This is a genomic window from Streptomyces sp. CC224B (assembly GCF_030010595.1).
Lineage (GTDB): Bacteria > Actinomycetota > Actinomycetes > Streptomycetales > Streptomycetaceae > Streptomyces > Streptomyces longispororuber.
The window spans coordinates 20536-41904 of sequence record NZ_JASCXL010000024.1 but is presented as its reverse complement, the minus strand read 5'-3'; the positions used below and the strand labels follow the sequence as shown (position 1 = coordinate 41904).

Annotated in this window: 24 protein-coding genes and 1 pseudogene; 6 read left to right on the top strand and 19 right to left on the bottom strand. The window is 69.4% G+C overall.

Features of this window, described 5'->3' with window-relative positions; all coding sequences use genetic code 11:
* The first annotated feature begins 386 nt into the window (after positions 1-386).
* On the top strand, positions 387-1877 hold the full coding sequence (locus QK440_RS12265) for a SulP family inorganic anion transporter (RefSeq protein WP_282793091.1): 1491 nt from the start codon (positions 387-389) through the stop codon (positions 1875-1877).
* Between the two features lie 139 nt (positions 1878-2016).
* Here QK440_RS12265 and QK440_RS12260 read toward each other — a convergent pair whose 3' ends face one another.
* Positions 2017-2229, bottom strand: coding sequence for a hypothetical protein (locus tag QK440_RS12260; protein WP_282793090.1), 213 nt, complete (start codon positions 2227-2229; stop codon positions 2017-2019).
* Positions 2230-2243: 14 nt separating this feature from the next.
* Positions 2244-3047, bottom strand: coding sequence for a phosphatase PAP2 family protein (locus QK440_RS12255; RefSeq protein ID WP_282793089.1), 804 nt, complete (start codon positions 3045-3047; stop codon positions 2244-2246).
* A 162-nt stretch (positions 3048-3209) separates the two neighbouring features.
* Between QK440_RS12255 and QK440_RS12250 the strand changes: the two genes are divergently transcribed.
* Positions 3210-3515, top strand: coding sequence for a PadR family transcriptional regulator (locus tag QK440_RS12250; protein ID WP_282793088.1), 306 nt, complete (start codon positions 3210-3212; stop codon positions 3513-3515).
* A 10-nt stretch (positions 3516-3525) separates the two neighbouring features.
* Here the strand turns inward: QK440_RS12250 and QK440_RS12245 are convergent, their stop codons facing one another.
* The 5 genes from QK440_RS12245 to QK440_RS12225 all read right to left on the bottom strand — a co-directional run bounded on the left by QK440_RS12245 (position 3526) and on the right by QK440_RS12225 (position 8197).
* Positions 3526-4032: a DoxX family protein gene (locus tag QK440_RS12245; protein ID WP_282793087.1), complete on the bottom strand. Its 507-nt coding sequence runs from the start codon at positions 4030-4032 to the stop codon at positions 3526-3528.
* A 296-nt stretch (positions 4033-4328) separates the two neighbouring features.
* Entirely contained in the window at positions 4329-5600 is a 1272-nt protein-coding gene (locus QK440_RS12240) for an APC family permease (protein WP_282793086.1), read from the bottom strand.
* Between the two features lie 127 nt (positions 5601-5727).
* Positions 5728-6789, bottom strand: coding sequence for an ArsO family NAD(P)H-dependent flavin-containing monooxygenase (locus QK440_RS12235; RefSeq protein WP_282793085.1), 1062 nt, complete (start codon positions 6787-6789; stop codon positions 5728-5730).
* Positions 6786-7892, bottom strand: coding sequence for an ACR3 family arsenite efflux transporter (arsB, locus tag QK440_RS12230; RefSeq protein WP_282793084.1), 1107 nt, complete (start codon positions 7890-7892; stop codon positions 6786-6788). The genes QK440_RS12235 and arsB overlap by 4 nt, the downstream gene beginning before the upstream one ends.
* On the bottom strand, positions 7889-8197 hold the full coding sequence (locus tag QK440_RS12225; protein WP_282793083.1) for a metalloregulator ArsR/SmtB family transcription factor: 309 nt from the start codon (positions 8195-8197) through the stop codon (positions 7889-7891). The genes arsB and QK440_RS12225 overlap by 4 nt, the downstream gene beginning before the upstream one ends.
* A 95-nt stretch (positions 8198-8292) precedes the next feature.
* Here QK440_RS12225 and QK440_RS12220 point away from each other — a divergent pair, with 95 nt between their 5' ends.
* Together QK440_RS12220 and trxB are read left to right on the top strand one after the other, a co-directional pair.
* A complete protein-coding gene (locus QK440_RS12220) occupies positions 8293-8706 on the top strand; it encodes an arsenate reductase ArsC (protein ID WP_282793082.1) in 414 nt (137 codons plus the stop codon).
* Complete coding sequence (gene trxB, locus QK440_RS12215) at positions 8703-9677, top strand: thioredoxin-disulfide reductase (protein WP_282793081.1); 975 nt, start codon at positions 8703-8705, stop codon at positions 9675-9677. Before QK440_RS12220 ends, trxB begins: the two co-directional genes overlap by 4 nt.
* A 63-nt stretch (positions 9678-9740) precedes the next feature.
* Here the strand turns inward: trxB and QK440_RS12210 are convergent, their stop codons facing one another.
* The 10 genes and pseudogenes from QK440_RS12210 to QK440_RS12165 all read right to left on the bottom strand — a co-directional run bounded on the left by QK440_RS12210 (position 9741) and on the right by QK440_RS12165 (position 18486).
* Positions 9741-10775 carry a hypothetical protein gene (locus QK440_RS12210; protein ID WP_282793080.1) on the bottom strand — a complete coding sequence of 345 codons (1035 nt, stop codon included), beginning with the start codon at positions 10773-10775 and terminating at the stop codon, positions 9741-9743.
* A 12-nt stretch (positions 10776-10787) separates the two neighbouring features.
* A complete protein-coding gene (locus QK440_RS12205; protein WP_282793079.1) occupies positions 10788-10940 on the bottom strand; it encodes a hypothetical protein in 153 nt (50 codons plus the stop codon).
* Positions 10941-10963: 23 nt separating this feature from the next.
* On the bottom strand, positions 10964-12316 hold the full coding sequence (locus QK440_RS12200; RefSeq protein ID WP_282793078.1) for a TniQ family protein: 1353 nt from the start codon (positions 12314-12316) through the stop codon (positions 10964-10966).
* Positions 12313-12570, bottom strand: a complete 258-nt coding sequence (locus QK440_RS12195; protein WP_282793077.1) for a hypothetical protein — start codon at positions 12568-12570, stop codon at positions 12313-12315. Before QK440_RS12195 ends, QK440_RS12200 begins: the two co-directional genes overlap by 4 nt.
* A gap of 104 nt (positions 12571-12674) precedes the next feature.
* Positions 12675-13448: an AAA family ATPase gene (locus tag QK440_RS12190; RefSeq protein ID WP_282793076.1), complete on the bottom strand. Its 774-nt coding sequence runs from the start codon at positions 13446-13448 to the stop codon at positions 12675-12677.
* Positions 13445-15478: an integrase gene (locus tag QK440_RS12185; RefSeq protein ID WP_282793075.1), complete on the bottom strand. Its 2034-nt coding sequence runs from the start codon at positions 15476-15478 to the stop codon at positions 13445-13447. The genes QK440_RS12190 and QK440_RS12185 overlap by 4 nt, the downstream gene beginning before the upstream one ends.
* A gap of 163 nt (positions 15479-15641) precedes the next feature.
* Positions 15642-16244 (bottom strand): annotated as a pseudogene (locus QK440_RS12180) (TnsA-like heteromeric transposase endonuclease subunit); the annotation flags it as partial.
* Positions 16245-16511: 267 nt separating this feature from the next.
* A complete protein-coding gene (locus tag QK440_RS12175; protein ID WP_349239287.1) occupies positions 16512-17453 on the bottom strand; it encodes a glycosyltransferase in 942 nt (313 codons plus the stop codon).
* Entirely contained in the window at positions 17342-17650 is a 309-nt protein-coding gene (locus QK440_RS41385; RefSeq protein WP_349239286.1) for a hypothetical protein, read from the bottom strand. The genes QK440_RS12175 and QK440_RS41385 overlap by 112 nt, the downstream gene beginning before the upstream one ends.
* Before the next feature lie 287 nt (positions 17651-17937).
* Positions 17938-18486, bottom strand: coding sequence for a hypothetical protein (locus tag QK440_RS12165; RefSeq protein WP_282793074.1), 549 nt, complete (start codon positions 18484-18486; stop codon positions 17938-17940).
* Between the two features lie 870 nt (positions 18487-19356).
* Here QK440_RS12165 and QK440_RS12160 point away from each other — a divergent pair.
* On the top strand, positions 19357-19956 hold the full coding sequence (locus tag QK440_RS12160) for a hypothetical protein (RefSeq protein WP_282793073.1): 600 nt from the start codon (positions 19357-19359) through the stop codon (positions 19954-19956).
* On the top strand, positions 19953-20429 hold the full coding sequence (locus QK440_RS12155; RefSeq protein WP_282793072.1) for a hypothetical protein: 477 nt from the start codon (positions 19953-19955) through the stop codon (positions 20427-20429). Before QK440_RS12160 ends, QK440_RS12155 begins: the two co-directional genes overlap by 4 nt.
* Before the next feature lie 310 nt (positions 20430-20739).
* Here the strand turns inward: QK440_RS12155 and QK440_RS12150 are convergent, their stop codons facing one another.
* Entirely contained in the window at positions 20740-20892 is a 153-nt protein-coding gene (locus QK440_RS12150) for a hypothetical protein (RefSeq protein WP_282793071.1), read from the bottom strand.
* Positions 20893-20918: 26 nt separating this feature from the next.
* On the bottom strand, positions 20919-21329 hold the full coding sequence (locus QK440_RS12145; protein WP_282793070.1) for a hypothetical protein: 411 nt from the start codon (positions 21327-21329) through the stop codon (positions 20919-20921).
* Positions 21330-21369: the final 40 nt, after the last annotated feature.

Genomic DNA, 21369 nt, shown 5'->3' with positions numbered 1-21369 from the left:
CGGCGGTGCCTCCTGCGCGTGCCCGCCGATGCCTACTCTAACGTTAGGGTAGAGTTGATGAAGGTGAGGGCGGTCCGGCTGCTCCGCTGTTGCCGTTCCGGGGTCGCTGCCGCCCCGGCGAAGATCCGATTCTTGCAGGAGAGAAGCGTGCGCGAGCCCATGACGCCCGGCGCCGCCTGCCCGCCGTGACGCTTCGCTCCTAGACGTGAGCCGGTGGCGCCCTCGCGCCCGCTCCCTTCCGTTGTGGTTTTTCCGGCTCCGCGCTGACGGGGCCGTCCCGCGGGGTGCCGGCCCGGCTCCTTCGCGTCCTCCCGCACATCCCCGGCCTGCCACGGGGGTGTGCCCGAGCACGACAGGTTCCTGAACTCTTGCCTTCCGCTACCGCTGTGCCCCCGGCCGCGCGCCTGCGCGGCCTGAAGCCCGACTGGCTGAACAACCCGAAGGTCTGGCGCACCGAGGTCCTGGCGGGCCTGGTCGTCGCCCTTGCGCTGATCCCCGAGGCGATCTCGTTCTCGATCATCGCCGGCGTCGACCCGGCCATCGGCCTGTTCTCCTCCTTCACCATGGCCGTGGTCATCTCGGTCGTCGGCGGCCGCCGCGCGATGATCTCCGCCGCCACCGGTGCCGTCGCCCTCGTGACCGCCCCGCTCAACCGTGAGCACGGCCTGGGCTACCTGATCGCCGCCGTCATCCTCGCCGGCGTCTTCCAGATCACCCTGGGCGCGCTCGGGGTGGCGAAGCTGATGCGGTTCATCCCGCGCTCGGTGATGGTCGGCTTCGTCAACTCCCTCGCCATCCTGATCTTCATGGCCCAGGTCCCCGAGATGCGCGACGTGCCGTGGGCCGTGTACCCGCTGATCATCGGCGGGCTGGCGCTCATGGTGTTCTTCCCGAAGATCACCACCGTGGTTCCTGCCCCGCTCGTCTCCATCGTCATCCTGACCGTGATCACGATCGCGGCCGGCATCGCCGTACCGACCGTGGGTGACAAGGGCGAACTGCCGTCCTCCCTGCCCGTAGCCGGCCTGCCGGACGTGCCGTTCACGATGGACACGCTGACGACGATCGCCCCGTACGCGTTCGCGATGGCGCTGGTCGGCCTGATGGAGTCGCTGATGACGGCCAAGCTGGTCGACGACATCACTGACACCCACTCCTCCAAGACCCGTGAGTCCATCGGCCAGGGCGTCGCCAACATCGTCACCGGCTTCTTCGGTGGCATGGGCGGTTGCGCCATGATCGGTCAGACGATGATCAACGTGAAGGTGTCCGGCGCCCGCACCCGCCTCTCTACCTTCCTCGCCGGTGTGTTCCTGATGGTGCTGTGCATCGTCTTCGGCCCGGTCGTCTCCGACATCCCCATGGCCGCGCTCGTTGCCGTCATGGTCATGGTGTCGTTCGCGACCTTCGACTGGCACTCTATCGCCCCCAAGACGCTCAGGCGGATGCCCGCCGGCGAGATCGCCGTCATGGTCATCACCGTCGTCACGGTCGTTGTCACGCACAACCTCGCCATCGGCGTCGTCGTCGGTTCGATCACCGCCATGGTCATCTTCGCCAAGCGCGTCGCCCACCTCGCCGAGGTCACCCGGCTCGTCGCCCCGAGCGGTACGAGCGTCCTGTACACCGTGACCGGCGAGCTGTTCTTCGCCTCCTCCAACGACCTCGTCGGCCAGTTCGACTACACCGCCGACCCCGACAAGGTCGTCATCGACCTGTCCGCCGCGCACATCTGGGACGCCTCTTCCGTCGCTGCCCTGGATGCCATCGAGACCAAGTACGCCCAGCGTGGCAAGACCGTCGAGATCATCGGCCTGAACGATCCCAGCGCCGACCTCCACTCCAAGCTCACCGGCGAACTCGCCGGCAGCCACTGACCCGGTCCTGAACGGCGAGGGGGCCCCGGCACCTGGCCGGGGTCCGCTCGCCGTTCGCGCTACATGTCCGTACGCCGTGGCCATACGACCAGGACAGCGCGGATGGGGAAGACGGGGAGGAAGGGGAGAGCGGGCCCGGTCAGGTGGTCGTCTTGCGCCGGGGCAGGGTACGGGCGAGGGTGTCGCCGGCCTGCCGCTGGGTCAGCGCGGCCAGGTGCGTCGTGACGGTCGCGTTCCGGCGAAGCCGGGTGTGGGTGGCATAGACCACCTCGGCGACGACCTGCTCGCGGTGGTGCGGAAAGCGGGCGGCAAGGTGCTCGATGACGCGGTCGAGGGAGTGCTCGCTGTCCATGACGGGACCCGCCTTCAGATATCGGTATCCGATGTCGATTCACGATATCTGCTCGGGCGGGGCTGTCGCAGGCCCTGGCTCAGATCGTCGGCGGCGGGCGCGGCGCCTGTCCGGGCGGCGTCCTCGTGCGGCCGGGCGGCGTGCCAGGTCGCGGCGGAGCCTGTGGCCAGCGCGGCACCGAGGAGGGTCCCGGCCAGGGTGTCGGTGAGCCAGTGCACGCCGAGGAAGACCCGGGTAAAGCAGGCCGCGGCGACGGCGACAGCGGCGGTGGCCGCGCCGAGGCGCACCAGGCCGGTGGGCAGGTGGGTGATACGGGCGAGCCACAGCAGCAGCACGCAGGTGGCGGCCGTGGTCATGGCGTGGCCCGAGGGCATGGCGGCGAAGTCGGCGGAGTCGACGGGGCGTTCCCATTCGGGCCGGTCGCGGCCGAGGGCCCAGCGCAGCACTGTTCGCAGCGCCCATTCCACGGCGGAGGTGCAGGCCACCCACCAGGCGAGGAGCCGCCGACGGCGGTGCCACAGCCACACCACGGCTGCGGCGAGCAGAAGGCGCATGGTCCACGGGTCGACGACCCAGTCGGTGACGATCCGGCTGGCGTGGGTGAGGCCGGGGTGCTGGAGCGCCGCCGTGTGCAGACGCACGGCCACCGTCTGGTCCAGGCGCAGAACGGGCTGCGCGCCAGCGGCGACCAGGGTGATGGTCAGCGCTGCGGCGGCGGTGAGCAGCAGGGCGGCTTTACCGGCCGGTGCGGCGAGCCATGCGGTCGCCGCTCTTCTGGCGGGTCCTGGCCGCCTGCCGGGCCTGTCGGTGTCCGTCATCGAGGCTGCCTCCAAGGGTCAGGGTCCTGGTCTTGTGCCCCGCGCCTGGCTCGCCGACCACAGCGGGCACACGCACAGAGCCGGAAACGGCGCGCCGCGTCGTAGACTCGGTACCCGATATCGGTTTCGTCACTGCCCGGTGGGCGGCGAGGTGGGGTAGAGGTGCGGGAGTTCCAGCGGGGTGCGGTGCGGCTGCACATCCTTCATCACGCGGCCGAGGAGGAGATCCACGGCGCGTGGATGACCGAGGAGCTCGCCTCGCACGGCTACCAGATCAGCCCTGGCACGCTGTATCCGACGCTGCACCGCCTGGAAGCGGACGGACTGCTGACCTCCGAGCAGCGGGTCGTCGACGGCCGTACCCGGCGCGTCTACAAGGCGACCGAGGCCGGGAAGAAGGCCCTCGCCGAAGACCGCAAGGCACTGGCGGAGCTGGCCCGCGAAGTCCTCGGCGACGACGCCCCATAGAACCGGCGCGTCACCGGCTCGCGACCTCGGCATCCGCGGCCGGGCTGGCGGCTCGGCGGGTGAGGCGGGCGTCGAGTGAGTAGGCGCCGGCGCCGACGAGGAGCAGGAAGAGGCTGCCGCACAGCTGGGCGAGGTCGGTGCGTGATTCATGGGCGAAGTCCCACCACCCGGACTTGCCGATGAACAAAGTGGCGTCGCCCCACAGGATCGGCAGCTTGGTGATCAGCAGCGCGCCGAGCATGTTCACGATCATCGGGATCACGGCGAGGCGGGTGGCGAGGCCGGCCAGGATCAGCAGGCCGCAGGCGATCTCGAAGAAGCCGTCGAGCGGCGCGAAGAAGCCGGGGGCCGGAATGCCGGCCTTCTCGAAGCGGCCGGTGCCCTGCGCGTCGGGGCGCAGGAACTTCAAGATGCCCTCGGACAGGAAGACGGCCCCGACATACAGGCGGATGAGAACCGTCGCGGCGGGTGCCCTGGTGAAGGTGAGCTTCGTCTGCAAGGTGCTGAGCTGCGTCATGGGAGTGCCCCTCTGCCATCGAAGACGCATCGGCTGTCGATATCGTCCCGCGAGATAGAGGGGCACCGGCGGTTTCGCGCCTCTTCGGCGCGGACGCGTCGCCCGCCTGAGCCGGGGACGCCAGCCACAGTGGTGCTGCCGGCGAGGACGCTGATGATCGACTCGGACCAGATCCTGGAAGGCGGCAGGGCATCGCGACGAAGTCCCTGGGGCGGAGCGGGGCGACGTGATCGAACGGCGCCCCGATTCGGCCCTGAGTACCGCCGGTCACATGATCAGGTGGACCGCGGGGGTGGTCAGCCGCGCGCTGCTGCCAGGCGGCGGACGCCGTACCAGGCGGCACCGGCGGTCAGGACCGCGGCGCCGGACATGACCGACGACAGGGGCAGGGCGAAGGCCAGCACGATGCAGCCGGCCAGGCCGACGAGAGGAATCACGCGGGCGGGGCGGCCCTCCTCGGGCGTGAGGGTCCAGGCGGAGACGTTGGCGACGGCGTAGTAGGCGAGGACACCGAAGGAGGAGAAGCCGATCGCCCCGCGCAGGTCTCCGGTCGCGGCGGCCACGGCCACGACGGCGCCGACGGCGAGCTCGGCGTGGTGGGGCACCTTGAACTTCGGGTGCACCGCGGCCAGCGCGTGCGGCAGGTGCCGGTCGCGGGCCATGGCGAGCGTGGTGCGGGAGACGCCGAGGATCAGCGCGAGCAGCGAGCCGAGCGCGGCCACCGCCGCACCCACGCGGACGACCGGGACGAGCCAGTCGGCACCGGCGGCCCGGGCCGCGTCCGACAGCGGCGCCGCCGTCTTGGCCAGGTCGTCCGGGCCGAGGACCGTCAGGACGGCGAGGGCGACGAAGGTATAGACGACCAAGGTGATACCCAGCGCGAGGGGGACGGCCCGGGGGATGGTGCGCTGCGGGTCGCGGACCTCCTCGCCCAGGGTGGCGATGCGGGCGTATCCGGCGAAGGCGAAGAAGAGCAGGCCCGCAGCCTGCAACACCCCGCCGATGGTGGCGTCGTCCCTGACATCGAGGCGGGCCGCCTGTGAGGCGGAGGAGGTGAGGGCGGCGACCACCACGGCGGCGAGCACGGCCAGGACCACGCTCACGATCGCGCGAGTCACAAGCGCGGACTTCTGCACGCCCGTGTAGTTCACAGCGGTCAAGGCCACCACGGCCGCAACCGCGACCGCGTGGGCCTGGCCGGGCCACACGTATGCGCCGACCGTCAGCGCCATCGCCGCGCAGGAGGCGGTCTTGCCGACCACGAAGCTCCAGCCCGCCAGGTAGCCCCAGAAGTCGCCGAGACGTTCACGGCCGTAGACGTAGGTGCCGCCCGAGGCCGGGTAGCGGGCGGCGAGCCGGGCAGAGGAGGTGGCGTTGCAGTACGCCACCACGGCGGCCAGCGCCAGGCCGATCAGCAGCCCCGACCCAGCAGCCTGCGCGGCGGGGGCGAGCGCGGCGAAAATCCCGGCGCCGATCATCGATCCGAGGCCGATCAGCACGGCGTCGGACACCCCGAGCCGGCGGTGCAGTTCGTCCGGCATTCCGGCGGCGGTCGGTTGCTTGCTCATCGCTCACTCCTCGGCGACACAGACATCCATGACGGAGATCGATATCGGCAGACGATACGGGAGGTGGCCGCCCTCCATCTCCTGGCCCCGGGGCAGCGGCCGGGTCTCCTTGAGGGGCGACGGGAGGTCAGCGCAGTAGGGCCGTGAGGGCGCGGGCCGCGTCGCGGGCCCGGCGGCCGACGCCGATGAGGGTGGCGGAGGCCGGACCGGTCCAGTCGCCGTAGCCGAGCAGGTGCAGCCGCGGTTCGCCCAGAGCCCGGGTGCCGTCAGTGGGGATGCGGCCATGTGTGCCGCGCAGGTTCAGCGGGGCGAGGTGGGACAGGGCAGGCCGGAATCCGGTGCACCAGATGACCGTGTCTACGCCGGCTTCGCTGCCGTCCGCCCACCGGACCCCGCCGGGGGTGAGCTGGGAGAACATTGGCTTCGCGGTCAGGAGAGCGGCGTCCCGGGCGGCGCGGACCGGCGGCACCGCGACGATGTCGCCGAGCGAGGCGATGCCACCGGTGTCGCTGCGGCCTTGTTCGAGGGCGCGGCGGCGGGCGGTGGCGACGTCGAACAGGGCGTGGCCATCGATGTCGTCGGCCAGGAACTGCGGTGGGCGCTGGGTCACCCACGTCACCTCGACGCGGCCGTCCAGAGCGAGGCCGGCGGCGATCTGGGCGCCGGAGTTCCCGCCGCCGACCACGATGACGTGCTGGCCGACGAAGTCAGCCGGACAGCGGTAGTTCACCGTGTGAAGTTGCCGACCGGTGAACACCACGCGGCCGGGGGCATCGGGGAGGAAGGGGCGTGACCAGGTGCCGGTCGCGCTGATGACCGCGCGGGCCCGCCAGATGCCGGTATCCGTCTCGACCAGAAGCCCCTCGCCGTCGCGGCGTACGGCGTCCACGCGGGTGCCGTGCTGGACGGGCAGGTCGTAGCCCTTTTCGTAGTCGGTGAGGTAGTCGACCACGTGCCCGGCGTCCGGATAGGTCTCACCGGGCTGGGCGGGCATGAGCCGTCCGGGCAGGGAGGAGTGCTGGGCCGGGGAGAACAGGTGCAGGGAGTCCCACATGTGCTGCCAGGACCCGCCCGGCGCCGGATCAGCGTCCAGGATCACGAAGTCGAGTCCCTGGCGGCGCAGGTGGTAGCCGGCGGCGAGCCCGGCTTGGCCGCCGCCGACCACCACCACATCCGTGTGCTGGGTCACGGGGCCGTCGTCACCGCGTCGGCGGCGAACTTCCGGCGCCAGGCGAGCGCGACGTAGACCAGGCCGATCAGGACCGGGACCTCGATGAGCGGGCCGACGACGCCCGAGAGTGCCTGGCCGGAGGTGACGCCGAAGGTGGCGATGGCGACCGCGATGGCCAGCTCGAAGTTGTTGCCCGCCGCGGTGAAGGCCAGGGTCGTGGTGCGGTCATAGGCGAGCCCCAGGCCCTTGCCGAGGAGGAAGGTGCCGAAGAACATGACCGCGAAGTAGACCAGCAGCGGCAGCGCGATCCGGGCGACATCCAGCGGCTGCGAGGTGATCGTCTTCCCCTGGAGGGCGAAGAGGATGACGATCGTGAACAGCAGCCCGTACAGCGCCCACGGGCCGATCTTCGGAAGGAAGTTGGACTCGTAGCCCTCGCGGCCCATCTTCTTCTCCCCGATGCGGCGGGTCAGGAAGCCGGCCAGCAGCGGGACGCCGAGGAAGATGACCACGTTCAGAGCGATCTCCCACATGGAGATGTCCAGGTGCTCGCCGTCGCCCAGGCCCAGCCAGCCGGGCAGCAGGTCGAGGTAGAGCCAGCCCAGCAGGCCGAACGCGATCACCTGGAACACCGAGTTCAGGGCCACCAGGACGGCGGCGGCCTCGCGGTCGCCGCAGGCGAGGTCGTTCCAGATGATGACCATGGCGATACAGCGGGCGAGACCGACGATGATCAATCCGGTGCGGTACTCGGGCAGGTCCGGCAGGAAGATCCACGCCAGCGCGAACATCACCGCAGGCCCGAGGACCCAGTTGATGACCAGGGAGGAGATCATCAGCTTGCGGTCGCCGGTGACGGCGTCCAGCTTGTCGTAGCGGACCTTCGCCAGCACCGGATACATCATGATCAGCAGGCCGAGCGCGATCGGCAGGGAGATCCCGCCGATCTCCACCTTCGCCAGCGCGTCATTCAGTCCGGGGATCGCGCGCCCCAGACCGAGGCCGACGGCCATGGCGATCAGGATCCACACGGCGAGATAGCGGTCGAGGGTGGAGAGCTTCTTGACGATCGAGTCGCCCCCGGACGGGCCGGGCGCGGTGGTGGGCTCGGTGGAGGTCACGGGCAGGCCCTCTTGTTCTCGGCGGCGCTGCGGGCGGAGGCGGCGAGCTGGGCGAACTGCTCGGAGATCCCGGCCAGAACCTCGGGCTTGAGCTTGTAGTAGGTGAAGCGGCCGCACGGCTCGGTCTCCACCAGCCCGGCCTCGCGCAGCACCTTCAGGTGGTTGGACAGGTTGGTCTGCTTGGCTCCGGTCTCCTCGACCAGGTGCGTCGTACACAGCGTCTCGCGTGCCAGCAGGGTCACGATCTTCAGGCGGAGCGGATCGCCCAGCACCCGGATCACGTCAGGATCGACTGAAGTCAGCATGCACTGATACTCTCACATCATCGCCCGCTGATACCAGCGGGGGCTGAAGTCATTGGCGGCTGGATTCCGCCCTGCGACGAGAGAGAACGATCACCATGGCCGACAAGCCGTCCGTCCTGTTCGTCTGCGTCCACAACGCCGGCCGCTCCCAGATGGCCGCCGCGTGGCTGACCCACCTGGCCGGAGACCGCGTCGAGGTCCGCTCCGCCGGCTCCAACCCGGGCAGCGCCGTCAACCCGGCGGCCGTTGAGGCCATGGCCGAGGTCGGCATCGACATCTCCAAGGAGACGCCGAAGATCCTTACCGTCGACGCGGTGAAGGAGTCGGACGTCTGCATCACCATGGGCTGCGGCGACACCTGCCCAATCTTCCCCGGCAAGCGCTACCTGGACTGGAAGCTGGAGGACCCGGCCGGACAGGGTGTGGAGGCCGTCCGCCCGATCCGCGACGAGATCAAGACCCTCGTCGAGGGCCTGATCGCCGAGATCGCCCCGGAGAAGACAGCATGAGCGAGATACGCGACGTCGTCATCATCGGCTCCGGCCCCGCCGGATACACCGCCGCCCTGTACACCGCCCGCGCCCAACTGCAGCCCCTGCTGTTCGGCAGCTCCATCTTCGTCGGCGGCTCCCTGACCACCACAACCGAGGTCGAGAACTTCCCCGGCTTCCCCGACGGCATCGACGGCCCAGCGCTCATGGAGAACATGCGAGCCCAGGCCGAGAAGTTCGGCGCCGAGATGATCGACGACGACATCGTGGCCGTCGACCTGGCCGGTGGCATCAAGCTCCTCACCGACTCCACCGGTACCGTCCACCGCGCGAAGACGGTGATCATCGCCACCGGCTCCGGCTACCGCAAGCTCGGCCTGCCGAACGAGGAGGAGCTGTCTGGCCGCGGCGTCTCGTGGTGTGCCACCTGCGACGGGTTCTTCTTCAAGGACCGCGACATCGTCGTGGTCGGCGGCGGCGACACCGCCATGGAGGAAGCCACCTTCCTCACCCGCTTCGCCAAGTCGGTCACCGTCGTCCACCGCCGCTCTACCCTGCGTGCCTCCAAGGTCATGCAGGAGCGGGCCTTCGCCAACGACAAGATCTCCTTTGCCTTCGACAGCGAGATTGCCGAGATCAAGGAGAGGAACGGCATGCTCGGCGGTGTCGTCCTGCGCGACGTCCTCACCGGCGCCACCCGCGACCTAGACGTGACCGGGCTGTTCATCGCGATCGGGCACGATCCGCGGACCGAACTGTTCATCAGTCAGCTCGACCTCGACGCCGAGGGCTACATCACCGTCGCCGCCCCGACGACACGCACCAGCCTGCCCGGCGTCTTCGCCGCCGGCGACGTCGTCGACCACACCTACCGCCAGGCCGTCACCGCCGCCGGCACCGGCGCCGCCGCGGCACTGGACGCCGAGCGGTACCTCGCCGCTCGCAGTAGCCTTGATGCCAGCGAGCACACGGCAGCCTTCGCGGTCTGATCCCCGGTCACCCGCATGTCCGCTGGGCCTGCAAGGGGCGCGGCGTCGCGGCTGACCGGCAGTTCACCCCTCCTGGTGCGCCGCACGTGACTCGTCCAAGAGGGCGATCAGGCGCTTCGCCTCCCTGATGAGGCGTTGGCCGCGCGGCATCAGTGTGACCGGCCGCTTGCGGTGGTTGAACACGGCGAACCGGGCGCCGTCCTCCACCAGGCGAAGGCGCGCGTTGAACGTTGTGCGGGGGATGCCGAGGGTGAGGGCTGCCGAGCGGCGCGTGGGGTATCCCGGCACCAGCACCGCGCTTCGCAGGGCGGTCAGACTGTTCTGGCGGATGCTGATGCGGCGCATGGCCGGCGAGAGCTTCACCGGCAAGCTGTCGAATGGATTCGTGTGGATGCGTGGCGGAGGGGTGTGGCCGCTGGTGGGGTGCCGGGGGATTTCCCATGCGTCGAGGAGGTTGGTGATGCTGTTACCACCGGTGTTGAGTTCCCGTCCGATGTCCGCGGCCGTGCGTCCCTTGACGTAGTACTCGGTCGCGAGCCAGGCGGGGTCGACGGACCGGGCGAGTTCACCGGCTGCGCGGCGCGGCCGGAGCGGGATTTCGGCCTCTCTCAAGGAGTAGCGCACGATAGCGGGGCTGCATCCGGCGAGTTCGGCGATGTCCTTCTGCTGCATCCCCCGTTCCATGTAGAGGTGGCGCAGGCGATCGGGCGCAAGGTCGCCTTTCCGGGGAGTAAGGTGCCCCGGCCCTCGGGGTCCGGGCGGTTTCGGGGCGCTGACTCCTCGGCTCTCCAGCAGCAACCGCAGTTGGTGCATCGTCAGGCCGAGTTCCTTGGCCACGTCGCCGGCGGGCGGCCCCGTGGCGAGGAGCGCGGCCAGGCACTCCGTGGTGATGTCCAGCGGGGCGACGGGCAGCGCGATGCCGTTGAGCCAGTCGTCGGGCGGCTCCCACCACACCGGCTCCTTGATCTTGTGAGCGGCGAGGATCGCAGCAGCCTGATCGGTGAGGAAGGCACGGAGGTCGGGATGCAGCCGGTAGGTGAAGCGGTGAGCCCATGCGGGCGGGTGGTTGCCCCGGTGGGGCTCGGCCCCCAGCAGCAAGCGGCGCACCTGCTAGCGGGCCCGCTCCCGATGTACTGGTGTGAACTGGCGGCTGCCGAAGCTGCGGCAGATCTCCCAGTGCCGCCTCTCGTCGAGGCACAGCTCGACGCTCTCGTCAGCGAACATGGCCCGGCGGCGCGCGTAGTTGATCGGAACGGTGTGCATGTCGACGACGTGCGCAAAGTGCGTCAGCGTGCTGGCGATGTGGTCCTCGTCCACGAAGGCCAGTAGCGCTCCTGCTGACTGCGGAAATGGCTGTTGTCCATGAGCCGGGTGGCTTCCCGGTGCCCGATCGGGCCTGCGGGGATCAGCATCAGGTTCACGCAGGCGCGGCGCATGCCGCCGATCCGCGGCTGGTGCGCGGCCTTGGCCGGCAGCAGCCGCAGCATCCAGGACGCCCACAGCATCCCGGGCAGTTTCGCCGCCCGCTGGCTCACCTGTTCCTCGGTGAGCGCGGGAGACGCGGCATCGGGGGTCGCCGTCCGGTAGCGCAACCGGGCCTTGAGGGTGAGCTGTGCGTCCGAGGCTTTGAGGATCCGCGAGATCACGCGTGGTCCGGCCGGCCTCCAGTTCCCCAGATCCGAGGTGGGGTGATCGCGGGGCATGCCGATGGGCTGCCCGTTGTCGCGGTGCAGCCAGGCGAACAGCTCGTCACAAGAGGGGTGGTCAAGGTCTGTGGCGATGACGGCCAGGGCTGTGCCGACGGCGATGTTGTGCGGGTCATGCACTTCCCTGGTGGCGGCGACCCTGGGTGTGGTCCCGCCACATTCTTCGAGGACCCGACCGACCACGGGTGGCGCCAGCTCGAGCTGCGCGTGGATGCCGCGCAGGGCCCGGCGGCCCAGGAACGACAGCTCGCCGCCACGCTGGCGTGAGGCGGCGCCGTGGTGGTCGGCGAGCACGGAGGTGCCCACCACATGCTGGGCTTCAAGAACTGCCCCGTCTGGGGGCAGGCGGACTGCCGGTGCGTGGGCGAGGGGGAAGTCGCAGCGGACGTCCTGGCCCCGCTGGATGATCCAGGATCGGCAGGTTTCGGGCCGCGGCACGATGCGGTGCCGGCCGCGGGTGGCCACGGGCGGTGCGTTCTGGCACTGGGGACACAGGTCGAGGAGCAGCAGATGGTGCCGGGTGCACGCGAAAGCCCAGGCGAGGCGCCAGCGCACCTGCCACCGCGCCTGCTGCTCCTTCAGGCAGGCCGGGCAGTACCGGGAGGTGTTGCCGTAGTGCCGCCAGGTGGGCGGGCACCGCAGGCGCCATGTGACGGGGTCGATGCGTACCAGGGAGCCGTCGTAGGGCTCCAAGGTCATTGCGGTCAGTTGCTCGGCCTCGATCCCGGTGCGGCGCTGGAGCACGTCGCGTTCGCCGTCGGTCAGGCGGCGGACCATCGTGCGCGCGGAGGAGTGCGGCAGGCCGAGGTAGTCGACGAAGTCCAAGGTGTTGATCCGAAGCCGTTGTGCGTACCGCTCCAGCCAGCTGTCCAGGGCCTCCCCCGGGGCCGGTGCCACGGCGATGGGGATGCGCTCGTCACTCCAGCCCGTCATGCCGACTTCCTCCGCTGCCGTCGACCCTGGTTGGGCCGCGTGGTCTTGAGGCCGGCCTTGATCTCGGCTTCCAGTTCCTTCCGGGCCTCTTCGGCTGCGGCGTCGTTCTTCACCTGGTTCATCAGCTCCTCGTCCAGGCGCTCGTGGCCGCTGCGGATCGCGCGCAGGCAGCCGCGGTTGATCAGCGACATCAGCGAGGCGAAGTGCCCGGTGGAGCGCGCGAAGAGGTAGTCCGAAAGGTCCTCGGCGAGCATGCCGGGGTGCTTGTCGGCCAGGACGAGTTTCTGCTCGATCGGCTTGCGCAGCTGACGCCACTGCAGGCGGCCCTCGTCGTCATCGACCTGGAAGGGCGCCAGCGTCAGCGCCGTGGTGCGGCGCCCGAACTGCGCGAGCGGGCTCTCCCTCGGCGAAGGCCCTCATGGAGGATACCGCGCTCCTGGACCCCGACACCGACGTAGATCAAGGTCACGGGGAAGACGTTGGAGAGGTACTTGAGCTGGTTGGCCATGCGGACCGAGTTGGACTTCGAACCCGCCAGGAAGTGAATGTCGTCAATGATCATCGCGACGGTCTTCATCGACAAGACCGCGTCCACGGCCCGCTCGGCCAGCGTGTCCGCGTCCCCCTTGACAGGCAGCCCGTAGAACCGGCAGATCGCCGCGTTCAGACCGCGGATCTGAGTGTTGCCGCTCAGCGCGATGTAGATGACCGGCACCCCCCGGGCACCGGCCGCCGTGGTGTCCCCGCGCAGGCTGACCTGCCGACGGAACAGGTCACAGCCATAAGCACGCACCGCCGTGCTCTTGCCGAGCCCTGGGTGGGCGTCCACCAGAGCGGCCGGTTTGGTCTTGTTGCCGTCCTGCCGGTTCGACTCGACGATCTCACGCAAATCCGCATGCAAGGCGAGAAGTTGGGGGGTGTCGATGGGGCCGATGTTGGCGTGCCAGACCTCCCGCCTGTCGTTGTGGACCGAGAGCGCCCGCAGCGACAGGCCGGCGAGCTGGGCCCGGCTCAGCTGCTCGGGCCGGTTCCGGTCGGGGCCGTAGACCTCCTGCAGCCATCCGGCCAGCCGGGTCGGACTGTACTGGCGGTCATCCCCCTCGAACGGCCCGGAGCCTCCGGCCGCGCTCACCGGCTGTTCCAGACGTCAGCGTAGTAATCGTCCTCGCTGACGGGAGCGGCAATGCCTTCGTCACCGGGGAAGAGGGCTTCGCACTTCTCGTCTTCGTCGTCATCTCCGCCCAGATCCTCGCTCTGTGCTTTGGCGGACCGAAGACCAGAGCCAGCGGAGGTCTCCCCGGGCCCGGCTTCCGGCCCACTCATGGCGGCGATGCGCCGGACCGAGGGCAAGGTGGTGATTTCATTCTTCGCATCGTGCGGTGCGTCGTCCTCGCCCACCAGGCGCAGTCGTTCTTGGGACAGGCGCACGGCCATCCGCCGCTCGGTGCGGTCCTCAGCCAGCCCAGCACCCCACCGCTCAAGGAGTTCGACCAGCGCGCGTTTGGTATCCGGGAACCGGTGCTTCTTCCTGGCGAGCCGACGAGCGTAGACCAGGGCCTCCCTGCTCACCGGTCCTCCCAGAGCGGGCGCGTGCTCCCAGTCGAGCGTGTGCCACGTCCGCAGCTTGGGGTCCTGGAAGTACACCTTGGTGATATCCCCGCGGTCCACCGCGATGGGCCACTTGCCCGCATCCACTCCGCGATAGGGACTGGGCCGGCTGCGGTACTCGTTCAGCGCGTCCCCGTTGTAGCGCAGCCCTCCGATCTCGACTCCGTAGTGGTGGATCGGGACGCGTTCCTCCTCCAGGAACTGCAGGGCCAGGTTCGGGCGGGCCGGGATTCTCAGCGGGCCGGCCCGGGTGACGCCGTGCTCGAACATGTCCAGCGGACTGAGCTGCAGCCCCGGGACTTCCGGGACACAGAGGCCGCGGTGAAAGCGCCTGTGGTAGATCTGCGTGATCCACTCGCGGATGATCGCTTCGAGTTCGTCGATGAAGAAGAACGCCTCCTCCTCGACTTTCTCACCACGGCTGTGCACGTCCGATCCCTTGTAGCCGGGCAGCGCGGCAAGCAATCCCTGGTTAAGGGTACGAAACCACCGCTCGACCGGCTTGTCGGTCGGCGTCTTCGGCCGGGCCGGCTGCAGGGAGATGTCCAGCTTCGCGCACACGCTCTGAATGTGGTTCGACAGATACACCTTGCCGTGGTCGAAAACGATCGTCTCGGCCGCGACCGAGGGCAGCAGCGGTTGCCCGTCCCGGTCGACCAGCTTGTCCGCGTCCACCACGACGGTGGAGGGGACTCCGCAATACGGCAGCGGTTCACCCCCGTCTTCCCGAACCTCTCGCGGACGGACCGTCTCGAACAGCACCCCAGCAACGTCCGTCGACTGGGTCGATACCGGGGTGAGCCGCAGCCCGGTGATCACCCTGCTGTAAAGGTCCATCGCGACGGTGAGTTCGCACCGCACCCACCGGCAGGTCACCGGTTCCATCGCGAAGACGTCCAGACAGTTGGTGTCCAGCACCACGTACTCGCCCGGCCGTGTCGCCCGCAGCCGTCCGTAGGTCCCTTTCGGGGCGTCTGCGATCGACCGTTTCCCCTTGGTGCTGCCCTCGAAGGCATTCGTGCCCTTGGACAGCGCCCGCAGCAGCTCATAGCCGGTCGTACGGGCCGGAACCGGGACCACGCCCTCCCCGTGCTCCCGCTTCAGACGCTCCTCGATCTCGATCAGGACCAGATTCCGCACCGGCCTAGACGACCTCTCGTGCCCCCTCAGCACCACGCGGGCCATCTCCACCCAACGAGAGTCAGCCCGGTCCAGCACACTCCTCCGCGGACGCTCATGCACCAGCCCTGCCGGACCCGAGCGCTTCACCTGCCGTACCCAGTTCCGGACTGTGGTCTCAGACACACCCAGTTCCATCGCCTTGGCCGCGTACCGGTGCATCCACGGCTTCCCGGGCGCGTAGTCGGGCCGCGGCTCGCCCGGCAGGGCCAGGACCTCGTCACCGAGCTGGTATCCCGTCAGGACCTCCTGCACATGACGGAACCGCCGGGTCAGTTCGCTGTCCCCGTCATCATCGAGACCACCCAGGCCAGCAGCGGCCGCCGGCTCTTCCTGCGGCACCGGGACCAGGATCTCGGTGGTCGGATGTGCCAAGAGCACAGAGATATCGACCTGTCGCCACTTCGGCACTCCGGCACCCCGGCGACCGTGACCGCCGGTCGGAGCAGAATCCGGCGGCCCTCGATCTCAGCGACCGTGAACTGTTCACCGTCGAAGCTGATCGGCAGCCCTGGCCGCAGAGGCGTCGTCCACGCGGTCATGCCCACCTCCGCAGCACCGACTGACCCGACAAGGGGCGTGACAGATCCGTCTGCAGCCGCCCAGACCACAACAGCGCCATCAGCGCCGGCCTCGCCTCCTCGGGCGGCTGGATACCCACCAGCCGACGCTCGGCCAGGCCCAGTTCCTCACCGTCTACCGCCTGTTCCCAAGCCCGCTCCACCTCAGCCTCGGGCACCACCCCGGGGCGCCGGTAGGCAGCCAGAAACCGCACATTCTCCAGCAGCACCCGATCCGCGCCCGACCAGACCTCGTACTCCCAGCCGTGCTGCCGAAACAGCTCACCCGGCCATGCCAGGGCTTCCACGATCTTCGGATCCTTCAGACGGCCCGCTGGTTTGACGTTGACTACCCGTACGGTCCCCGACTGCATGACCAGCAGAAAGTCCGGCACATGGCGCCGCACCCGGTCACCGGCCCGAGCCGCCAGCTGAAACGGCTGAGCGAAGATGGCCTGCACCTCGGGATCAAAGTCCGCCAGCAGCAGTCGCGCCAGTTCGAGGCGGCTCTCATAGACGACGTGCCCGCCCGTCGTCACCGATGCGTACTTCCCCGAGTAGTGGGCCATCCCGTGTACGGAGCGGACCTCCCGCTACGGCTTCGACTCCACGAAGTCCGCCAACCGCACTAGACGTACGGGCACTTCACGTACCGACGTGTCCTCGTACCGGATCGACACCGTTGGAACTCTGCGCCTACGCGGGGCGCTGCCCGTGCTCCGTGCTGCCATACCCAGGACGGTACGAAGGACGAGCACCGCACACTGACGAAGACCGGAAAAGCGCCGACAATGTCCGCTACGGTCGGTAGTCGTTGACAACGGGCCTGCGGATTTGTCAATCCATTGTCAATGGATTGCCTTCATTGTCAGCGAAGTGGCGGATCCTACAGTTCGCGCGGGCCTCAGCGCGGCGCGCAGCGCACGACCATGCCGGAAAGCGAACTCGCGCGAAGGCCCCCGAAGACTCCGGTAGGCCACGGCGCCGCCCGCAGTCATCTGGGCGGGATGCTGCCGGTAGAAATAGACGACGTGCGGCAGCAGCTCGCCCGCGGCGAGGTTGGTCACGCCGTTGACCATCAAGAAGTCCTCCCCGGAGGGGAGCCCGCCGTGTCCGCCCGCGGCGAGGACGAGGTCGGTCTGGGCCAGGAGCATGGTCTGGCCGAGCGGGATCTGGGCCTCGGGACTCGCCCAGTACCCGGTCACGTCCCCGGGCTGGTGCACGCCGGGAGGCGTGGGACAGCGCCAGATCGTCGTGGAGCCGTCCGGGTGCAGGTCGGCGCTCCAGCCCGCCACCCAGCCCAGCCCGGTCTCGGTGATCCGCTGGTGCCGGATGGCAAGGCTGTCGTCCGGCACCAGATCGTCGTCGTCCATGTAGCACACCAGGCGGGTGCGAACCATGCGCAGCCCCAGGTTGCGGGCGGCGGCAGCACCGACCGGGCGGGGCAGTTCGACCACGCGGATGCGGGCATCGGCGGCCAGCGGTTCGGGCAGCAGCGCGCGGTCGGCCCCGTCAAGGACGAGGACGGCCTCCCACGGCACGGTCTGCCGCGTCAGGCTGGCGTGCAGTTCGGAGAGGTAGCCCAGGCGTTCGGGCCGCAGCCGGGTGGCGATGACGACCGTGATGTCGGGACGGGAGGGCGAGGACAGGACGTTCTCCAGAGACGAAAGGTGTGAGGTCAGCGGTGGGGCGGGGCGGGCCGTGCGGCCGGTGAGGCGGGAGCCGGGGCAATGGGGGCTGGTGTGGGGCGCGGCGGTCGTGTGGCGGGCACCGGCTGTCCGGGGAGCCACAGGTGGGGGTGGTCGCTGAACCGGGCGCGCGGGTCGGTGTCCCAGTCGACGATCGGGCCGCGGTTGGCCGCGTACAGACTGATGACCTCGATGCCGACGGGATGCAGCACGTAACGCCAGGACACAGGGCTGGAGTTGGCCTCGGTGATGACCTCCCGCTCGGGCGACGAGCCGTCCGAGGTGATGACGGCGTCCATCTCGCGGCTGGGCCATCTCTGCCCGCCGGTCAGCTGCTTGAGCAGCGGCGCGGGGCGCCGTCGAGGAGATCGGTGCCCAGCTCGTCCCAGGCGATGGTCACCTGGCCGATGAGATGGACGCTCATGGCGTCGACGTCGCGGGCGAACCGGTGCTGGTAGGCGGCGAGCAGCAGGGGGAGGCGAGCACTGGGGTAGCCGTCGAGGTGGACATATATGCCGGTGTATCCGGTCCCGGTGGGGCGGGCGATGACAGAGTGTGTGGACACGTGGCCTCGGAGGAGCGCGGGTTACCGGCCGGGGGCCGGGCCGGTGGGAGGGGAGCGCGGCGGAGCTGGAGGGAGCTCGGACGCGGTGCTGGCCGGGGCGTCGGCCCGCGTCCTCAGTGCGGGTGCGGGGTCGTAGGCGGCGCGCAGGATGGCCAGGTCGGCTCGGTGCGCGAGGGCCAGCGCGTCGAGGCTGCGGCTGGCTGCCGCCATCAGCATCTTGGGCGGGGAGTCCGGCTCCGCTCCACGGTTCTGGCCGCGCCATCGGGCCGCAGCCAGAAGGTAGTCGCTGACCGCCTGGAGCACGGGTTCGGCAGCGTCCAGGAGGTGCTGGGTGACGGCGCTGGCCTGCGCCGGTGTCCCGGCGGCGGCGAGTGCGTCGTGATACGGGGCGAGGTCCGAGCTCGGCAGGGGCGTGTCCGGCAGCGGGCGTTCGGCCAGGAAGGGCTCGGCATCTCGCTTCGCCCACCGCAGCAGGTCGCGGCCGGTGGCGATGCCGTAGCAGGCGGCGGCGATCTGGTCGGCGTCGCGGCCGACGTTGTCGTACAGCTCGAAGTCAGGGTTGGGCGGCAAGGGATCTTCCAGATGCGGTGCGATGAAAGGTGTGCGCTACACGCGGGGCAGGGCCGCGCAGGCGGGGCCTACGACCAGAGGGAAGCGAGGGAGGGGGCGGCAGATGAGGTGCTCCTGATGGCCGGGGCGGGTGATCTGCCTCTAGAGTCCGGCCAATCCCCGGTTTCGCTAACCGGGGATTGCCCGCTATGTTGCCGCCCCTTCCCGTGCGAAGACGCCAGGTGTGCAGTTGCCCGGAAGAGGGCCACTGTGCGACGTTTGACCAGGTCAGCGGTGGATTCCCGCTGCGGTGGGTGGTACGTGCAGTGCAGCAGGCGGCCGGTTTCGCGTCGCGGACCAAGGAGTGGGTGCTCGCCGAGCGCCGGGTGCCGACGCGATGAGCCGGTCGGCGCCCCGGTGCAGGTTGCTGGCCGCGTTGCTCAGGTGCACATTGGTGCTGCTTAGCCGGTCGTCGAGCATCTCGCGGGCGGTGCCGTTGGCCTGGGCCCGCTCCGGGGTCTGCGGGCTGACGCTGATCTCCTGGAGATGGCCGCTTTGGGCGACTGCCTCGCCCAGCTTGGTAAGAGCCCAACCGAGGGGGTCGGCTCACTCTGGTCCGGTAGCCGGCGCGCGCTTGCTCTGCTGGCCGGAGGTGCAAATCGGTTGCACGGACCCGCCGGCGCTGCGGTGTGGGACCTGCTGATCTACGACGAGGTGGGCCGCCTGGTGGACGTGGCCTATCTGCGTGCGGCGCTGCTGGAAGCGCGGGCGTGAGTAACGCGCGTCCCATGGCGCTCACCGGCACCCGGTCCCGCGGAACACGTGGCGCCCGCCGTCCCGTGACGTCAGGATGGTGTCCATCGCTGGGCGCCACAGCCGAGGGGTAGGCGGATGCCGTATCGACATAAGGGTCGCGGAGCGCTGGCGCGCGTCCGGCGCGCGTTCAGCAGGCGAGCGCCCGAGGCCCTGCCCACTGCGGACAGCGCCTCCCCAGACACCGTCGAGCCGCCGGGCGTCTCGATCGAAGGCAGCGTGGGCCTGGATCTAAGCCCTGAACTCGCGCACCTCATCGCGCTAGTCCTGGAAAATCGGCTACCGCCCGCCGAGACGAGCCAGAGCACTCCGACGGACTTGCTGCAGGCTTATCGAGAAGTGCTAGATAAAACGCAACAACTCGAGCAGCAGTTGAACTCCTTCATAACGCCCTACCTGCCCAGGCTCAAGCTCTCCGCATCAGATATTGACCCCACAGCCGGGCTGGCGAGCCTTGCCATCTCCTATCGCGGCCTCGTCTCGGCCGTAGAAGACGAAGAAGATCTCACACGCAAAGAGGAGATTACGGCCGAAGAGGCACAGCTTGCAGCAGACGCGGCAGCGAAAATGATCAACAAAGTACTGGCCCGCCTCTTTCTGCGACTCGGGCCTCCCCCGGAGAACGCAAGCGGGGACTACATGCCAGTATCCAGCGGGGGCGGGGGAGCGCAGCAGTGAACAGGGAAGGTCGGCTGCCTGCTGACCGTAAGCCGGACGAGGACCCGTTGCTTTCTGCCGGGCTAAAGGTCGCTATGCAATGGGCGGATGTGGGCACGGATCAGTTGAAAGCCGCACTGGAGGCGATGGAGCCGGAACTCGTCCGAGAGCACCGGGTGCTGTTGCAGCGCCTGAAGATGCAGCGTGAGGCAGAGCAGCAGTATGAGGAGCGCCGGGAGCAGCGGGCGCATCGTCGGCAGATGACCGAGGTGATCGTCGGGGCCGTGCTTGCCTTGGCCATGCTCGGCGCCGGTGTGTACGTGGCGGCCGACGCGTGGTGGCTCGCGACGCTCCTGTGCGGACCGAGCCTCCTGGCCCTGGCCAAGGTGTTCGTGCTGCGGCGCAGCGACCCGGACGACATGAAGCACCTGTCCCGAGCAGCGCGGACCTCGACGAACGCGGCGGGCCAGGCGCAGCCACCGCCGCCTCAGTGATCTGCACGGCGGGGGACCGTAGCGGTGGCTCGGGCTGCACCTGGGTGTTGTGGCGTACGCGGCCAGGACGCTCTGGCCGCGCGGCAGGGCGCGGCGGGTGACCGCGACGGCGCCCGGACCGGGTCGTTGCTGGCCTTGATGTCGTTGGGCTCGTCCACGCTGGTCAAGCGGTGGGTCTTGAAGCCGTCGCCTGGGGCGAGGGGGCCACGGGGAACTGGTCGCGATGAAGTGGACGGTCGATGACGCACGACTGCTGATCGTCGGGACCGGACAGCCGGGCATCGTGGCCGAGGACGAATTCACCAACGGTTTAGTAGACGTGGCCGTTGTCCCAGACCTCCTCGTCGAGGGGAAACTGGTCGTTGTACTGCTCGTGTGGGCGGCACGTGCTGTGCCGGTCTCCGGGCGGGCGGGTAGTGAGCGCGTCGGCGAAGGGGATGAGGTCGGCGCGTGGGGCGGGCATGGACGCCTTAGAAGCGAGAGGCAGGGTCAACGGTGGCGTAGTGCGCGGCCCGGAGGGGTATTGAGCGTGGTCGGGCGGGTCGGGGCCTGGCCGGCGTGATGCGCCAGTCGTGCGGTGGCCTCGTCGAGCACCGTCACCCGCTGGTAGGCGTGGATGACTTCCTTGAGGCGTTCGATGGCATCGGCGCGGCGTGCGGCCAGGATGTCGATTTGCGTGGCGCTGTTCTGCAGCACGCCCAGCGAGCTGATCGAAGTCTGCCCCGTGGCGACGCGCGTCAGATTGGAGGCCGCGTTCTGGGCGGCGGCGGTGAGTTGTTCGTGGACGCTATCCAGATGGCGGGCGGCCACGACGATGAGCCAGGCGACGACGTCCTCGGTGAAGTCGGTCCCGTGCAATCGGCCGAGGCGCTGAGGTGAGGTGCCGAGGGCCTCGATCACTATCTGGGAACCGACGGAGGAAGAGGGCGGAGTGCTGGAA

Excerpts from the sequence above, each read along its gene's own strand:
- QK440_RS12260 (WP_282793090.1), bottom strand. The coding sequence starts at position 2,229 with ATGGACAGCGAGCACTCCCTCGACCGCGTCATCGAGCACCTTGCCGCC.
- QK440_RS12255 (WP_282793089.1), bottom strand. The coding sequence starts at position 3,047 with ATGACGGACACCGACAGGCCCGGCAGGCGGCCAGGACCCGCCAGAAGA.
- QK440_RS12245 (WP_282793087.1), bottom strand. The coding sequence starts at position 4,032 with ATGACGCAGCTCAGCACCTTGCAGACGAAGCTCACCTTCACCAGGGCA.
- QK440_RS12240 (WP_282793086.1), bottom strand. The coding sequence starts at position 5,600 with ATGAGCAAGCAACCGACCGCCGCCGGAATGCCGGACGAACTGCACCGC.
- QK440_RS12225 (WP_282793083.1), bottom strand. The coding sequence starts at position 8,197 with ATGCTGACTTCAGTCGATCCTGACGTGATCCGGGTGCTGGGCGATCCG.
- QK440_RS12220 (WP_282793082.1), top strand. The coding sequence starts at position 8,293 with ATGGCCGACAAGCCGTCCGTCCTGTTCGTCTGCGTCCACAACGCCGGC.
- trxB (WP_282793081.1), top strand. The coding sequence starts at position 8,703 with ATGAGCGAGATACGCGACGTCGTCATCATCGGCTCCGGCCCCGCCGGA.
- QK440_RS12205 (WP_282793079.1), bottom strand. The coding sequence starts at position 10,940 with ATGCACACCGTTCCGATCAACTACGCGCGCCGCCGGGCCATGTTCGCT.
- QK440_RS12200 (WP_282793078.1), bottom strand. The coding sequence starts at position 12,316 with ATGACGGGCTGGAGTGACGAGCGCATCCCCATCGCCGTGGCACCGGCC.
- QK440_RS12195 (WP_282793077.1), bottom strand. The coding sequence starts at position 12,570 with ATGCTCGCCGAGGACCTTTCGGACTACCTCTTCGCGCGCTCCACCGGG.
- QK440_RS41385 (WP_349239286.1), bottom strand. The coding sequence starts at position 17,650 with ATGGACGCCGTCATCACCTCGGACGGCTCGTCGCCCGAGCGGGAGGTC.
- QK440_RS12160 (WP_282793073.1), top strand. The coding sequence starts at position 19,357 with ATGCCGTATCGACATAAGGGTCGCGGAGCGCTGGCGCGCGTCCGGCGC.
- QK440_RS12150 (WP_282793071.1), bottom strand. The coding sequence starts at position 20,892 with ATGCCCGCCCCACGCGCCGACCTCATCCCCTTCGCCGACGCGCTCACT.